This window comes from Enterobacter hormaechei ATCC 49162 (assembly GCF_001875655.1).
Taxonomy (GTDB): domain Bacteria; phylum Pseudomonadota; class Gammaproteobacteria; order Enterobacterales; family Enterobacteriaceae; genus Enterobacter; species Enterobacter hormaechei.
This window is the reverse complement of record NZ_MKEQ01000001.1, coordinates 2,599,134-2,615,828: the sequence shown is the minus strand read 5'-3', so window position 1 is coordinate 2,615,828 and position 16,695 is coordinate 2,599,134. Positions and strand designations below refer to the sequence as shown.

At 55.4% G+C, this 16,695-nt stretch carries 11 protein-coding genes; 2 read left to right on the top strand and 9 right to left on the bottom strand.

Annotated features, from left to right (window positions below):
- The first annotated feature begins 224 nt into the window (after positions 1-224).
- Both rpoB and rpoC read left to right on the top strand, forming a co-directional pair.
- Entirely contained in the window at positions 225-4,253 is a 4,029-nt protein-coding gene (gene rpoB, locus BH712_RS13035; protein ID WP_032673707.1) for a DNA-directed RNA polymerase subunit beta, read from the top strand.
- Positions 4,254-4,329: 76 nt separating this feature from the next.
- Complete coding sequence (gene rpoC, locus BH712_RS13030; RefSeq protein WP_006810528.1) at positions 4,330-8,553, top strand: DNA-directed RNA polymerase subunit beta'; 4,224 nt, start codon at positions 4,330-4,332, stop codon at positions 8,551-8,553.
- Between the two features lie 58 nt (positions 8,554-8,611).
- Here rpoC and BH712_RS13025 read toward each other — a convergent pair whose 3' ends face one another.
- From BH712_RS13025 to thiC, 9 genes are all read right to left on the bottom strand, one after another.
- Positions 8,612-8,929, bottom strand: coding sequence for a PTS lactose/cellobiose transporter subunit IIA (locus tag BH712_RS13025; protein WP_003862327.1), 318 nt, complete (start codon positions 8,927-8,929; stop codon positions 8,612-8,614).
- The gene (locus BH712_RS13020; protein ID WP_006810527.1) at positions 8,929-9,237 is read right to left on the bottom strand and encodes a PTS sugar transporter subunit IIB; all 309 of its coding nucleotides are present in this window, start codon (positions 9,235-9,237) and stop codon (positions 8,929-8,931) included. Before BH712_RS13020 ends, BH712_RS13025 begins: the two co-directional genes overlap by 1 nt.
- A gap of 180 nt (positions 9,238-9,417) precedes the next feature.
- Positions 9,418-10,959, bottom strand: a complete 1,542-nt coding sequence (locus BH712_RS13015; protein ID WP_006810526.1) for a sensor domain-containing diguanylate cyclase — start codon at positions 10,957-10,959, stop codon at positions 9,418-9,420.
- A 333-nt stretch (positions 10,960-11,292) separates the two neighbouring features.
- Positions 11,293-12,426, bottom strand: a complete 1,134-nt coding sequence (gene thiH, locus BH712_RS13010) for a 2-iminoacetate synthase ThiH (protein WP_006810525.1) — start codon at positions 12,424-12,426, stop codon at positions 11,293-11,295.
- Positions 12,426-13,193 carry a thiazole synthase gene (thiG, locus tag BH712_RS13005; protein WP_006810524.1) on the bottom strand — a complete coding sequence of 256 codons (768 nt, stop codon included), beginning with the start codon at positions 13,191-13,193 and terminating at the stop codon, positions 12,426-12,428. The genes thiH and thiG overlap by 1 nt, the downstream gene beginning before the upstream one ends.
- Position 13,194: 1 nt before the next feature.
- A complete protein-coding gene (thiS, locus tag BH712_RS13000; protein ID WP_006810523.1) occupies positions 13,195-13,395 on the bottom strand; it encodes a sulfur carrier protein ThiS in 201 nt (66 codons plus the stop codon).
- Positions 13,379-14,134 (bottom strand): thiazole biosynthesis adenylyltransferase ThiF, encoded by a 756-nt coding sequence (gene thiF / locus BH712_RS12995; RefSeq protein WP_006810522.1) that lies wholly within the window; start codon positions 14,132-14,134, stop codon positions 13,379-13,381. Before thiF ends, thiS begins: the two co-directional genes overlap by 17 nt.
- A complete protein-coding gene (thiE, locus tag BH712_RS12990) occupies positions 14,121-14,762 on the bottom strand; it encodes a thiamine phosphate synthase (RefSeq protein WP_006810521.1) in 642 nt (213 codons plus the stop codon). The genes thiF and thiE overlap by 14 nt, the downstream gene beginning before the upstream one ends.
- The gene (gene thiC / locus BH712_RS12985) at positions 14,762-16,657 is read right to left on the bottom strand and encodes a phosphomethylpyrimidine synthase ThiC (RefSeq protein WP_006810520.1); all 1,896 of its coding nucleotides are present in this window, start codon (positions 16,655-16,657) and stop codon (positions 14,762-14,764) included. The genes thiE and thiC overlap by 1 nt, the downstream gene beginning before the upstream one ends.
- Positions 16,658-16,695: the final 38 nt, after the last annotated feature.

Below are 16,695 nucleotides of genomic sequence, written 5' to 3'. Positions count from 1 at the left end.
CACACTGTTTGACTGCTGGTTGTCCTGACAATGCTTGTTTCTATCGACGACTTAATATACTGCGACAGGGTGCTCGCTCTGTGTAAATCGCAATGAAATGGTTTAAGCGTGATAGCAACAGGTATTGCGGAAAGTATTCAATTTTCCGGTCCACAAAATGGTGTTGCACAAACTGTCCCTTCGTCGGACAGATGGGTCGACTTGTCAGCGAGCTGAGGAACCCTATGGTTTACTCCTATACCGAGAAAAAACGTATTCGTAAGGATTTTGGTAAACGTCCACAAGTTCTGGACATTCCATATCTCCTTTCTATCCAGCTTGACTCGTTCCAGAAGTTTATCGAGCAAGATCCTGAAGGGCAGTACGGCCTGGAAGCAGCCTTCCGTTCCGTGTTCCCGATTCAGAGCTACAGCGGTAATTCCGAGTTGCAATACGTCAGCTACCGCCTTGGCGAACCGGTGTTTGACGTTCAGGAATGTCAGATCCGTGGCGTGACCTATTCCGCACCGCTGCGCGTAAAACTGCGTCTGGTGATCTACGAGCGCGAAGCGCCGGAAGGCACCGTAAAAGACATTAAAGAACAAGAAGTCTACATGGGTGAAATTCCACTCATGACGGACAACGGTACTTTCGTTATCAACGGCACTGAGCGTGTTATCGTTTCCCAGCTGCACCGTAGCCCGGGCGTCTTCTTTGACAGCGATAAAGGTAAAACGCACTCTTCCGGTAAAGTACTGTATAACGCACGCATCATTCCTTACCGTGGTTCATGGCTGGACTTCGAATTCGATCCAAAAGACAACCTGTTTGTCCGTATCGACCGTCGTCGTAAACTGCCTGCAACCATCATTCTGCGTGCACTGAACTACACCACTGAGCAGATCCTGGACCTGTTCTTTGAGAAAGTGATCTTTGAAATCCGCGACAACAAGTTGCAGATGGAGTTGGTGCCGGAACGTCTGCGTGGTGAGACCGCATCGTTCGACATCGAAGCCAACGGCAAAGTGTATGTGGAAAAAGGTCGCCGTATTACCGCGCGCCACATCCGTCAGCTGGAAAAAGATGATATCAAACACATCGAAGTTCCGGTTGAATACATTGCAGGAAAAGTAGCCGCGAAAGATTACGTTGATGAATCAACTGGCGAGCTGATCTGCCCGGCTAACATGGAGCTGAGCCTGGATCTGCTGGCTAAGCTGAGCCAGTCTGGCCACAAACGTATCGAAACGCTGTTCACCAACGATCTGGACCATGGCCCGTACATCTCTGAGACTGTACGCGTCGATCCAACCAACGATCGTCTGAGCGCGCTGGTCGAAATCTACCGCATGATGCGTCCTGGTGAGCCACCAACTCGCGAAGCGGCTGAAAGCCTGTTCGAGAACCTGTTCTTCTCCGAAGACCGCTACGATCTGTCCGCGGTTGGTCGTATGAAGTTCAACCGTTCTCTGCTGCGCGACGAAATCGAAGGTTCCGGTATCCTGAGCAAAGACGACATCATTGAAGTGATGAAGAAGCTCATCGATATCCGTAACGGTAAAGGCGAAGTGGATGATATCGACCACCTCGGCAACCGTCGTATCCGTTCCGTAGGCGAAATGGCGGAAAACCAGTTCCGCGTTGGACTGGTACGTGTAGAGCGTGCGGTGAAAGAGCGTCTGTCTCTGGGCGATCTGGATACCCTGATGCCTCAGGATATGATCAACGCCAAGCCGATTTCTGCGGCAGTGAAAGAGTTCTTCGGTTCCAGCCAGCTGTCTCAGTTCATGGACCAGAACAACCCGCTGTCTGAGATTACGCACAAACGACGTATCTCCGCACTCGGCCCAGGCGGTCTGACCCGTGAACGTGCAGGCTTTGAAGTTCGAGACGTACACCCGACTCACTACGGTCGCGTATGTCCAATCGAAACGCCTGAAGGTCCAAACATCGGTCTGATCAACTCCCTGTCCGTGTACGCACAGACGAACGAATACGGTTTCCTTGAGACCCCGTATCGTAAAGTGACCGACGGTGTGGTTACCGACGAAATTCATTACCTGTCTGCTATCGAAGAAGGCAACTACGTTATCGCTCAGGCGAACTCCAACCTGGATGACGAAGGCCACTTTGTAGAAGATCTGGTTACCTGCCGTAGCAAAGGCGAATCCAGCTTGTTCAGCCGCGACCAGGTTGACTACATGGACGTATCCACCCAGCAGGTGGTATCCGTCGGTGCGTCCCTGATCCCGTTCCTGGAACACGATGACGCCAACCGTGCATTGATGGGTGCGAACATGCAACGTCAGGCCGTTCCAACTCTGCGTGCTGATAAGCCGCTGGTTGGTACCGGTATGGAACGTGCTGTTGCCGTTGACTCCGGTGTTACGGCAGTGGCTAAGCGTGGCGGTACCGTACAGTACGTCGACGCATCCCGTATCGTTATCAAAGTTAACGAAGACGAGATGTATCCGGGCGAAGCGGGTATCGACATCTACAACCTGACCAAATACACCCGTTCTAACCAGAACACCTGTATCAACCAGATGCCTTGCGTATCTCTGGGTGAGCCAGTTGAGCGCGGCGACGTGCTGGCAGACGGTCCGTCCACCGACCTCGGTGAACTGGCGCTCGGTCAGAACATGCGCGTAGCGTTCATGCCGTGGAACGGTTACAACTTCGAAGACTCCATCCTCGTCTCCGAGCGTGTGGTTCAGGAAGATCGTTTCACCACCATCCACATTCAGGAACTGGCCTGTGTGTCCCGTGACACCAAGCTGGGGCCAGAAGAGATCACCGCTGACATCCCTAACGTGGGTGAAGCTGCGCTCTCCAAGCTGGATGAATCCGGTATTGTTTACATCGGTGCGGAAGTGACCGGCGGTGACATTCTGGTTGGTAAGGTTACGCCGAAAGGTGAAACCCAGCTGACGCCAGAAGAGAAACTGCTGCGTGCTATCTTCGGTGAGAAAGCGTCTGACGTTAAAGACTCTTCTCTGCGCGTACCAAACGGTGTTTCCGGTACGGTTATCGACGTTCAGGTCTTCACTCGTGATGGCGTTGAGAAAGATAAGCGTGCGCTGGAAATCGAAGAGATGCAGCTCAAACAGGCTAAGAAAGACCTGTCTGAAGAACTGCAAATCCTCGAAGCGGGCCTGTTCAGCCGTATCTATGCGGTGCTGGTTGCCGGTGGCGTTGAAGCTGAGAAGCTCGACAAACTGCCACGCGATCGCTGGCTGGAACTGGGCCTGACCGACGAAGAGAAACAGAATCAGCTGGAACAACTGGCTGAGCAGTATGACGAACTGAAACACGAGTTCGAGAAAAAACTCGAAGCGAAACGCCGCAAAATCACTCAGGGCGACGATCTGGCACCAGGCGTGCTGAAGATTGTTAAGGTGTATCTGGCTGTTAAACGTCAGATCCAGCCTGGTGATAAGATGGCAGGTCGTCACGGTAACAAGGGTGTTATCTCTAAGATCAACCCGATCGAAGATATGCCGCACGATGCTAACGGTACGCCGGTAGATATCGTACTAAACCCACTGGGCGTACCGTCTCGTATGAACATCGGTCAGATTCTGGAAACCCACCTGGGTATGGCTGCAAAAGGTATCGGCGACAAGATCAACGCCATGCTGAAACAGCAGCAGGAAGTCGCGAAACTGCGCGAGTTCATCCAGCGTGCCTACGATCTGGGTACCGACGTTCGTCAGAAAGTCGACCTGAACACCTTCAGCGATGAAGAAGTGCTGCGTCTGGCAGAGAACCTGCGCAAAGGTATGCCAATTGCAACGCCGGTATTCGACGGTGCAAAAGAAGCTGAAATCAAAGAGCTGCTGCAACTGGGTGGTCTGCCAACGTCTGGTCAGATTACGCTGTTTGACGGCCGTACCGGTGAACAGTTCGAGCGTCCGGTAACCGTAGGTTACATGTACATGCTGAAACTGAACCACCTGGTCGACGACAAGATGCACGCTCGTTCTACCGGTTCTTACAGCCTGGTTACTCAGCAGCCGCTGGGTGGTAAGGCTCAGTTCGGTGGTCAGCGCTTCGGGGAGATGGAAGTGTGGGCGCTGGAAGCATACGGCGCAGCATACACCTTGCAGGAAATGCTCACCGTTAAGTCTGATGACGTGAACGGTCGTACTAAGATGTATAAGAACATCGTAGACGGCAACCATCAGATGGAACCGGGCATGCCAGAATCCTTCAACGTACTGTTGAAAGAGATTCGTTCGCTGGGTATCAACATCGAACTGGAAGACGAGTAATTCTCGCTCAAACAGGTCACTGCTGTCGGGTTAACGCCCGACAGCAGAGTGTGCTAACTCCGACGGGAGCAAATCCGTGAAAGACTTATTAAAGTTTCTGAAAGCGCAAACTAAAACCGAAGAGTTTGATGCGATCAAAATTGCTCTGGCTTCGCCAGACATGATCCGTTCATGGTCTTTCGGTGAAGTTAAAAAGCCGGAAACCATTAACTACCGTACGTTCAAACCTGAGCGTGACGGCCTTTTCTGTGCGCGTATTTTCGGGCCAGTAAAAGATTACGAGTGCCTGTGCGGTAAGTACAAGCGCCTGAAACACCGTGGTGTGATCTGTGAGAAGTGCGGCGTTGAAGTGACCCAGACCAAAGTACGCCGTGAGCGTATGGGCCACATCGAGCTGGCGTCTCCGACCGCTCACATCTGGTTCCTGAAATCGCTGCCGTCCCGTATCGGCCTGCTGCTGGATATGCCGCTGCGCGATATCGAACGTGTTCTGTACTTCGAATCTTATGTGGTTATCGAAGGCGGGATGACGAATCTGGAACGTAACCAGATCCTGACCGAAGAACAGTATCTGGACGCGCTGGAAGAGTTCGGTGACGAATTCGACGCGAAAATGGGTGCGGAAGCTATCCAGGCCCTGCTGAAGAGCATGGATCTGGAGCAAGAGTGTGAAACGCTGCGCGAAGAGCTGAACGAAACCAACTCCGAAACCAAGCGTAAAAAGCTGACCAAGCGTATCAAACTGCTGGAAGCGTTCGTTCAGTCTGGTAACAAACCAGAGTGGATGATCCTGACCGTTCTGCCGGTTCTGCCGCCAGATCTGCGTCCGCTGGTTCCGCTGGATGGTGGTCGTTTCGCAACGTCCGATCTGAACGATCTGTACCGTCGCGTGATCAACCGTAACAACCGTCTGAAACGTCTGCTGGATCTGGCTGCGCCGGACATCATCGTACGCAACGAAAAACGTATGCTTCAGGAAGCAGTCGATGCCCTGTTGGATAACGGTCGTCGTGGTCGTGCGATCACCGGTTCTAACAAACGTCCTCTGAAATCTTTGGCCGACATGATCAAAGGTAAGCAGGGTCGTTTCCGTCAGAACCTGCTCGGTAAGCGTGTTGACTACTCCGGTCGTTCTGTTATCACCGTAGGTCCATACCTGCGTCTGCATCAGTGCGGTCTGCCGAAGAAAATGGCACTGGAGCTGTTCAAACCGTTCATCTACGGCAAGCTGGAACTGCGTGGCCTGGCCACCACCATCAAAGCCGCGAAGAAAATGGTTGAGCGTGAAGAAGCTGTCGTTTGGGATATCCTGGACGAAGTGATCCGCGAACACCCGGTACTGCTGAACCGTGCACCAACCCTGCACCGTCTGGGTATCCAGGCCTTTGAGCCAGTACTGATCGAAGGTAAAGCTATCCAGCTGCACCCGCTGGTTTGTGCGGCCTATAACGCCGACTTCGATGGTGACCAGATGGCTGTTCACGTACCGCTGACGCTGGAAGCCCAGCTCGAAGCGCGTGCGCTGATGATGTCTACCAACAACATCCTGTCTCCAGCGAACGGTGAACCTATCATCGTTCCTTCTCAGGACGTTGTATTGGGTCTGTACTACATGACCCGTGACTGTGTTAACGCCAAAGGCGAAGGCATGGTGCTGACTGGCCCTAAAGAAGCGGAGCGTATTTATCGCGCTGGCCTGGCCTCTCTGCATGCGCGCGTTAAAGTGCGTATCACCGAATACGAAAAAGATGAAAACGGCGAATTCGTTGCGCACACCAGCCTGAAAGACACGACCGTTGGTCGTGCGATTCTGTGGATGATCGTACCGAAAGGTCTGCCTTTCTCCATCGTCAACCAGGCGCTGGGCAAGAAAGCGATCTCCAAAATGCTGAACACCTGTTACCGCATTCTGGGTCTGAAGCCGACCGTTATCTTCGCTGACCAGACAATGTACACCGGCTTTGCTTATGCAGCGCGTTCAGGTGCATCTGTTGGTATTGATGACATGGTCATCCCAGAGAAGAAACACGAGATCATCTCTGAAGCGGAAGCTGAAGTTGCTGAGATCCAGGAGCAGTTCCAGTCTGGTCTGGTAACCGCAGGCGAACGTTACAACAAAGTTATCGATATCTGGGCTGCGGCGAACGATCGTGTATCTAAAGCGATGATGGATAACCTGCAAACCGAAACCGTCATTAACCGTGACGGCGTAGAAGAGCAGCAGGTCTCCTTCAACAGCATCTACATGATGGCCGACTCCGGTGCGCGTGGTTCTGCGGCACAGATTCGTCAGCTGGCAGGTATGCGTGGTCTGATGGCGAAGCCAGATGGCTCCATCATCGAAACGCCAATCACCGCGAACTTCCGTGAAGGTCTGAACGTACTCCAGTACTTCATCTCCACGCACGGTGCGCGTAAAGGTCTGGCGGATACCGCACTGAAAACAGCGAACTCCGGTTATCTGACGCGTCGTCTGGTTGACGTTGCGCAGGATCTGGTTGTTACCGAAGACGATTGTGGCACCCTCGAAGGTATCACCATGACCCCGGTTATCGAGGGTGGTGATGTTAAAGAGCCGCTGCGCGATCGCGTACTGGGTCGTGTGACCGCGGAAGACATTCTGAAGCCGGGCACCGCAGACATTCTGGTTCCACGCAATACGCTGCTGCACGAACAGTGGTGTGACCTGCTGGAAGCAAACTCTGTTGACTCCGTGAAAGTGCGTTCCGTTGTATCCTGTGACACCGACTTTGGTGTGTGTGCGCACTGCTACGGTCGTGACCTGGCGCGTGGCCACATCATCAACAAAGGTGAGGCTATCGGCGTTATCGCGGCACAGTCCATCGGTGAGCCGGGTACACAGCTGACGATGCGTACGTTCCACATCGGTGGTGCGGCATCTCGTGCGGCTGCTGAATCCAGCATCCAGGTGAAAAACAAAGGTAGCATCAAGCTCAGCAACGCGAAGTCTGTTGTTAACTCCGCAGGCAAGCTGGTTGTGACCTCTCGTAACACCGAGCTGAAGCTGATCGACGAATTCGGTCGTACCAAAGAGAGCTATAAAGTGCCTTACGGTGCAGTTATGGCGAAAGGTGATGGCGAGCAGGTTGCCGGCGGTGAAACCGTTGCAAACTGGGATCCACACACCATGCCGGTTATCACCGAAGTAAGTGGTTTCATCCGCTTTACTGACATGATTGACGGCCAGACCATTACTCGTCAGACCGACGAGCTGACCGGTCTGTCTTCTCTGGTGGTTCTGGATTCTGCTGAACGTACTACCGGTGGTAAAGATCTGCGTCCTGCACTGAAAATCGTTGATGCTCAGGGTAACGACGTTCTGATCCCAGGCACCGATATGCCTGCGCAGTACTTCCTGCCGGGTAAAGCGATTGTTCAGCTGGAAGATGGCGTACAGATCAGCTCTGGTGACACCCTGGCGCGTATTCCTCAGGAATCCGGCGGTACCAAGGACATCACCGGTGGTCTGCCACGCGTTGCTGACCTGTTCGAAGCACGTCGTCCGAAAGAGCCTGCGATCCTTGCTGAAATTAGCGGTATCATCTCCTTCGGTAAAGAGACCAAAGGTAAGCGCCGTCTGGTTATCACGCCAGTAGATGGCAGCGAGCCGTACGAAGAGATGATTCCTAAGTGGCGTCAGCTCAACGTGTTCGAAGGTGAACGCGTGGAACGTGGTGACGTGGTTTCCGACGGTCCAGAAGCGCCGCACGACATCCTGCGTCTGCGTGGTGTACATGCTGTTACCCGTTACATTGTTAACGAAGTACAGGACGTTTACCGTCTGCAAGGCGTTAAGATTAACGATAAACACATTGAAGTTATCGTTCGTCAGATGCTGCGTAAAGCAACCATCGAAAACGCGGGCAGCTCCGACTTCCTGGAAGGCGAGCAGGTTGAATACTCACGCGTTAAGATCGCTAACCGCGATCTGGAAGCGAACGGCAAAATCGGTGCGACCTTCGCACGCGATCTGCTGGGTATCACCAAAGCGTCTCTGGCAACCGAGTCCTTCATCTCCGCAGCATCGTTCCAGGAAACCACTCGTGTCCTGACCGAAGCCGCTGTTGCAGGTAAACGTGATGAACTGCGCGGTCTGAAAGAGAACGTTATCGTGGGTCGTCTGATCCCGGCTGGTACCGGTTATGCGTACCACCAGGATCGTATGCGTCGTCGTGCAGCGGGCGAACTGCCAGCTGCACCGCAGGTTACTGCTGAAGATGCCTCCGCGAGCCTGGCAGAACTGCTGAACGCAGGTCTGGGTGGTTCCGACAACGAGTAATCGTTGATGCCATAAATAAAAAACCCGCCTCGGCGGGTTTTTTTACATCTGCATGTCGTCAATTCACTAACGGGATCCGACGATAAAGCTCAATCATATCGCCCGCCAGATCCTGAATAACCATCGCGTTCATCAGGTGGTCCTGAGAGTGGACGGTGATCAGGTTAACCGGAAGTTTCCCGGTCCCTTCATCAAGACCGATGAGTTGCGTCTGGATCGTATGTGCATGTTTCACATATTCACGCGATTCTTCCATCGCTTTTTCGGCTTCGTCAAAGTCGCCTTTTCGCGCCATCTGCAACGCTGTCAGGGCCGCACTGCGCGCCGCACCTGCGTTGACAAGCAGTTCCATAATCGTGGTTTCTAAGTCTTCCATTATGACTCCAGAAGTTTGAGCGCTTTTTCCAGTACGGCATCACCTTTCATCATGCCGTAATCCATCATGTCGATGACCGCGACCTTTTTTCCGAGCGGATCGGCCTGCGCCTGAAGTTTTGCCTGTTCGTATTTAACCTGTGGCCCCAGTAATACGATATCAGCCGTCGCGATGTTATCTTTAAACTCCGCGACCGGAACGGCTTTAATGGTTACTTCGACTCCTTTTTTCTGCGCGGCATCTATCATACGTTGAACCAGCATGCTGGTTGACATTCCCGCTGCACAGCATAAAACGATGTTCTTCATAGTCAGCCTCGATCTACATGTGTTTATTGATAATTATCCCGTGCAGACCGCTTCAACAACCGCTTTACCGCGATTGTGTGTCAGTCATCACAAAGAAATCGGCATTTTTCTGAAACCGGTTACAATTTTATACAGGCGAGCATTCTGCCCGTCAGAACGGGTAGAATTTCAGGAGGGGGATTATCGGCTGGCCGTGCTTACGATGCGGTTTTTACCCTGTTGTTTAGCGGTGTACAGCGCTTCATCTACGCTACCGATAAATTGTTCCAGCGGTTCGAAGTGCCACTCTCCCAACCCGGCGCTGAAGGTCACTCGCAGGTTCTCTTCCCGCCAGGTCCGCTTTTCAACGGTGGTGCGCCAGGCTTCCAGTAACGCGTTCGCGGAGTTCATCAGTTCGGCCGGGAAAATCACGGCGAATTCCTCTCCACCGTAGCGGTAAACGGAAACGTGGTGCGGCTGCATGATCTGAATACCCTCGCGCGCCACGTTGCGCAGAACAATATCCCCGCTCAGGTGGCCCCAGGTGTCGTTAATGGATTTGAAGTTATCGATGTCGATCAGCGCCAGAACGAATGGTTGATGAGCGGCCAGCAACTCTCCCACATCGTTATCGAATGCACGGCGGTTTTTACAGCCTGTCAGCGCATCATGAGTGGCCTGACGGACATAGGCCAGCTCGCGTTCTTTATTCGTTCGGATGGTATGGCTGAGCATCGCCTCAAGGCGTGGCGCCTGGTTGACGTCTCCGGTTTTGATGGCGTTGATAATGTTCATCAGCACAGAACGCGAAGCATGACGAAGGTACAGTCCGAACAGAATAATGATGATTGCCGCCAGCGCAAATCCCCAGCCGACGACGGTGGTTTCATGTCGGGTGATAACGGTCAGCGTGGCATCGGAAACCCGATAAATCACAAACCAGTCCGGATTGGTGAAAGAGTAGTAGTAATACCAGGTTTTACTTTTGGGGTCGAAAAGATGGCCTTCGCCGCTGGTCATTTTGTCCATCAGCGCTTCGCTTACGTACTGCTTAAAGAGCGCCCCCGTGTCCGGATGAAGCACAACGGCGCCGTCACGCTCGACGATAAAAAACTCACCCTGAACCGGCGCCACCATCTGGCGCAGCGTATATCCCATGGACGTTAAATCAAGATGAAAAGCGAGCGTGCCCTTCAGACGGCCTTCCGGTGAAATGACCGGCTTATAGAGGGTGACGGTGGGATGTTGGGTGAAATAGTCCAGATAAGGGCGCGTATAGTGAGGAAAGTTGCTGGCTTCCGCTTGCCCGATAAACCATGGGCGGGTTCGCGCGTCGAACGACTTACCCTTCTCCGTTGGAAGCACTTCCGGCGCGCGCAGATGGCGCCCTTCGGTGTCCGCCAGCGAGATAGACGACACCGTCGGCATCAGGTTCTGCAAATGCATTAACATCTGCAAACCGTGTGTCGGGTCGATATTTATTGTCTGATTCACTCTGTCATTACGGGCGAAGTACATCGCAGCGCGACCAAGAATATAGTCATTTTCCCGCAGAATGGTTTCGGTATAGTTAACCGCCAGATTATGGGTGAAGTTACCATTAATCTTATGATAATCCTCAAGGAAATCCTTTCTCTGTGAAAGAATAACCAGGATGGCGATCAGCGCGAAACTGAACAGGATCCCCGCGAAGCTGACCATAATTGGCCGGGTAAAAGAGAGCTTTTTACTGTGGAGTGCCATGAGTTGTACATCAATCCAGATGGTAGACGCGTTGCGTCTGTCGATATCCTCAGCATAGTCGCTGTCCGGTTGCTGGTAGTAAATTATACAGAAGGCGGTTACCGACGAGATGATTTATCTTAAGCGTAGATAAGAAACGACGTATTTATTGTATCAATTGAAATTCTGTTTAAGAGGCGGAGGGCAGGGCGAAACGAGGAAGAAGCATTTTCACCCTGGTCAGCGTCCGTTGCTGACGTGGTTAAGCATAAGAAAACCGGGCAGATCGCCTCAATCGCCCGGTTTTGATTTTACGAGCCGCCTCGTAACCTTTCCGCGTTTTTGCAGACGGTTTCAGCCCAGATGCGAAGCTCTTCCCAGCCAGCTATCCCAGTCTTTCCACACCGGCTGTAGACCTTGTGCAGCCAGCGCTTCCGCCACCGCTTCGGGTCGTCGTCCGTCGTGCGGTGCGAACTGTTCCAGTTCCGGATGATCGTCAGCGTAACCGCCCGGCTGCGTTTTGGAAAAGGCGCTGACGTTGTTGATCGCCAGCGGGATCGCGCGGTCGCGAAACGCGGGGGATTCACGGGTGGAGAGCGACAATTCCACTTCCGGCGCGAACAGACGAAAGGCGCACAGGGTTTGCACCAGCTGGCGTTCATCCATTAGCGAGGCGGGTTCAATGCCTCCCGCACACGGACGCAGTCGCGGGAACGAGATGGAATAGCGGCTTTGCCAGTAGTGCTGCTGCAACCACAGCAGGTGTTCCGCCACCATATAGCAGTCCACCCGCCAGCTGTCAGACAGACCGATAAGCGCGCCCAGCCCAATTTTATCGATACCGGCGCGCCCCAGCCTGTCCGGCGTTTCCAGCCGGAAGATGAAATCCTGCTTCTTCCCTTTCAGGTGATGTCGGGCATAGGTCGCCTCATGGTAGGTTTCCTGATAAACCATTACGCCGTCCAGCCCGAGGGTTTTCAGCTCCGCATATTCCTCCTGCGACAGAGGCTGCACTTCCATCTGCAATGAGGCAAATTCGCGGCGAATGGCCGGAAGATGCTGGCGAAAATAGTCCATTCCCACCTTGCTCTGGTGTTCGCCCGTCACCAGCAGAAGATGTTCAAAACCCATTTCCCGAATAGCCGCACACTCGCGGGCGATCTCATGCTCATCCAGCGTTTTACGCTTAATGCGGTTGCTCATGGAGAAGCCACAGTAGGTGCAGTCGTTGGCGCACAGGTTAGAAAGATAGAGCGGCACATAGAAACTTACCGTGTTGCCAAAGCGCTGGCGGGTGAGACGCTGAGCGCGCTGCGCCATCGGTTCAAGGTACGTGCTGGCTGCCGGAGAAAGCAGGGCCATCAAATCCTCGCGGGTCAGCTGCCGGGCGCTTAACGCCCGCTCTACGTCCGCAGCGGTTTTACTGTTGATGCGTAAGGCTATATCGTCCCAGTTAAGCTGACGCCAGCGATCGGTAAAGGTAGCCATCAGAGCGCCTCCAGAAAACCGGTCAGCGGGCTGGTGGCCTGCGCCTGAACGCTGCGCGAGCCGGGGCCGGACTGCCGTGCCAGCAGACCAGATTCCACGGCAAGGCGGAACGCACGCGCCATCATTACCGGGTCGTCGGCCACCGCAATGGCGGTATTCACCAGCACCGCGTCGGCGCCCATCTCCAGCGCCTGCGCGGCGTGGCTGGGTACGCCGATCCCCGCATCCACCACCACGGGCACGGTAGCCTGCTCGAAGATGATCTCCAGCATTGCACGGGTTTCCAGACCCTGATTGGAGCCAATGGGCGCGCCTAATGGCATCACGGCAGCGCAGCCGACCTCTTCCAGACGCTTACACAGCACGGGATCTGCGCCGCAGTAGGGCAGGACGGTAAAGCCCTGTTGCACCAGCTTCTCTGCCGCTTTCAGGGTTTCGATTGGGTCGGGCAACAGCCAGCGGGCGTCCGGGTGAATTTCCAGCTTCAGCCAGCGGGTGCCGAGCGCTTCCCGGGCCAGTTGCGCGGCGAAAATCGCCTCCTCGGCCGTTTTCGCACCGGAAGTATTGGGTAAGAGCGTCACGCCTGCCTCCAGTAACGGTGCAAGTATGGCATCATTGTGCTGACGCAGATCCACGCGCTTCATCGCCAGCGTCACCAGCTGGCTGCCGCTTTCACGGATGGCATCCACCATCAGCTGTGGCGAGGCGAATTTCCCGGTCCCGGTAAACAGGTGTGATTCAAACGTTTTATCGGCAATACGTAACATTTCAGCCCCCTGCGATAACCTGAAACAGCAGGATCTGGTCGCCTTCACTGACCTGCTGATATTCCCACTGCTCACGCGGCAGGATCTGTTGATTGAGCGCCAGCGCCGTTCCCGGCTTGAGCTGGCGCAGCGTGTCGAGCAGTGCGGCAACGGTGAGATCGTCATCGCACGTCATCGGCTCATCGTTAAACAGAATGCGCATCGCGGCCTCCGCATACCGGACAGTGGCTGGCGCGGTTCAACGCCAGATGACGCCAGCCGCTGGAGCGGGCGTCGAACAGCCGCAGCGTGTTGCGTTCTGTCTCCATGCCGCTGAGCAACTTGATGGCCTCCAGCGCCTGAAGGGTTCCCATCACGCCCACCACTGGCCCAAGAATGCCTGCCGTGCGGCAGTTACGCTCCGGTTCCGCCTCGTCCGGCCACAGGCAGCGATAGCAGCCCTGTGCCCACGGCGGCGTAAGTACCATCATTTGCCCGCCGAAACCGACCGCGCTGGCGGTGATCAGCGGCGTGTTCTGTGTCACACAGGCCGCATTAATGGCCTGACGCGTTGCCATGTTGTCCGTGCAGTCCAGCACCACGTCGGCAAGGGCCACTTCCCGTTGCAGATCGTCCCCGCTAAGCCGCGTCTGGAGCGCAACCAGTTCGATATCCGGGTTAAGCTGGTTCAGCCGCTGGCGCGTAACGTGAGCTTTAGGCTGGTTGATGTCTTCTGTCGTGAAGAGGATTTGCCGTTGCAGGTTGCTGAGATGTACCTCGTCGTCATCGGCCAGTACCAGCGTGCCCACGCCCGCCCCTGCCAGATACAGCGCGGCGGGGGTACCTAATCCGCCCAGACCGACAATCAGTACCCGGCTGGCGAGCAGCTTTTGCTGCCCGTCGATGGCGATATCCTCCAGCAGGATCTGGCGGCTGTAACGCATAAAATCACGATCTTTCATCGCCTGCTCCTGCCAGTTGTAAAAGCTGCGCGGTGGCGGCCTGCCAGTCTGCCGCCTGGGTGATGGCGCTGACGACGGCGATACTGCCGACGCCAGTTTCCAGCACGGCGGGTGCACGTTCGAGGCTGATCCCGCCGATGGCGACGGTGGGGTAGTCGGCAAGGCGTTTGACGTGGCTCGCGAGCTGCGTCAAACCCTGTGGCGCGGACGGCATCTGTTTGGTTTGCGTCGGGAAAACGTGCCCGAGCGCGATGTAAGAGGGGCGGGCCGCCAGCGCCACGTCGATCTCCATATCATCGTGGGTGGAGACGCCCAGCCGCAGACCGGCGTCACGGATCGCGTTGAGATCGGTCGTTTCCAGATCTTCCTGTCCCAGATGCACGCCGTACGCCTGGTGTTTAACCGCCAGCCGCCAGTAGTCGTTGATAAACAGGCGGGCGTCGTAGCGGCGTCCCAGCGCGATGGCGGCGACCACGTCGGCCTCCACCTCTTCATCACGTTTATCCTTGATGCGCAGCTGGAGGGTGCGAACGCCCGCTTCCAGCAGGCGGGCGATCCACTCCACGCTGTCCACCACCGGGTAAAGCCCTAAGCGGAAGGGTACGGGGGGGAAATCAGGCTGATACATTACGCCTCCTCTTTTTTGAGGTAAATTTCACCGCCTTTCGCGCGGAAGGTTTCCGACATGTCCGCCATACCGACTTCAATGGTCTGCGCGGCGGCGTAGTCGCGCACCTCCTGGCTGATTTTCATCGAGCAGAATTTTGGCCCGCACATGGAGCAGAAGTGCGCCACCTTACCCGATTCCTGCGGCAGGGTTTCATCGTGATAGGCGCGGGCGGTGAACGGGTCCAGCGCCAGGTTGAACTGGTCTTCCCAGCGGAATTCAAAGCGCGCTTTGGACATAGCGTTGTCGCGGATTTGCGCGCCCGGATGGCCTTTCGCCAGATCCGCCGCGTGGGCGGCAATCTTGTAGGTGATCAGCCCCTGCTTCACGTCCTCTTTGTTTGGCAGGCCGAGGTGCTCTTTCGGCGTCACGTAGCAGAGCATGGCGCAGCCGAACCAGCCGATCATCGCCGCGCCGATCCCGGACGTGAAGTGGTCATAGCCCGGCGCAATATCGGTGGTCAACGGCCCCAGGGTATAGAAAGGTGCTTCGTGGCAGTGCTCCAGCTCCTCGGTCATGTTGCGGCGGATCATCTGCATCGGCACGTGGCCCGGGCCTTCAATCATCACCTGCACGTCATACTCCCAGGCGATTTTGGTCAGTTCGCCCAACGTATGCAGCTCGGCAAACTGCGCCTCGTCGTTCGCGTCACGGATGGAGCCAGGACGCAGGCCGTCGCCCAGCGACAGAGAGACATCGTACGCAGCGCAGATTTCACAGATCTCACGGAAATGCTCGTAGAGGAAGTTCTCCTGATGGTGGGACAGGCACCACTTCGCCATAATCGAACCGCCGCGCGAGACGATACCGGTCAGACGTTTCGCCGTCATCGGCACGTAGCGCAGCAGCACGCCCGCGTGGATGGTGAAGTAGTCCACGCCCTGCTCGGCCTGCTCCAGCAGCGTGTCGCGGAACGCTTCCCAGGTGAGGTCTTCTGCAATGCCGTTGACCTTCTCCAGCGCCTGATAAATCGGGACGGTGCCAATTGGCACCGGGCTGTTACGCAGGATCCACTCGCGGGTTTCGTGGATGTAGCGGCCCGTGGAAAGGTCCATTACCGTGTCCGCGCCCCAGCGCGTCGACCAGACCAGCTTTTCCACCTCTTCTTCGATGGAAGAGGTAACGGCAGAGTTGCCGATGTTGGCGTTGACCTTCACCAGGAAGTTACGGCCGATAATCATCGGCTCGGATTCCGGGTGGTTGATGTTGGCGGGGATAATGGCGCGCCCGGCGGCCACTTCGTCACGCACGAATTCCGGCGTGATGTTCTCCGGCAGGCGAGCGCCAAAGCCTTCACCCGGATGCTGATAGCGCAGCACTTCGCTACGGATGCGCTCGCGGCCCATGTTTTCGCGGATGGCGATGAACTCCATCTCCGGTGTGACAATACCCTGGCGCGCGTAGTGCAGCTGGGTCACGCATTTACCCGCTCTGGCGCGTTTTGGCGTCAGCAGGCCAGTAAAGCGCAGCTCGTCCAGACCGTCGTCGGCCAGGCGCTCGTTGGTATACGCCGAGCTGCGCACGCTCAGTTCCTCGCAGTCGTTACGCGCATCAATCCACGGCTGGCGAAGCTTTGCCAGACCCTGCTGCACGTTGATGGCAACAGAAGGGTCGCCGTACGGGCCGGAGGTGTCGTAAACCGGCACGGCTTCGTTGTCTTCATGCTGCGGGTTATCTTTGCTGCCGCCAATAAGCGTCGGGCTGAGCTTAATTTCGCGCATCGGCACACGGATATCAGCCTGCGAGCCAGAAATATAAATGCGCGTTGAGTTCGGGAAAGCGGTGCCTTCCAGGGTGTCGATGAAGTGTTGGGCTTGTGCGCGCTGTTCGCGGCGGGTCAGTTTTGTTGTAGACATAGCTCATTCCAGATGTGAAGGACATGGCTTGTCAGACG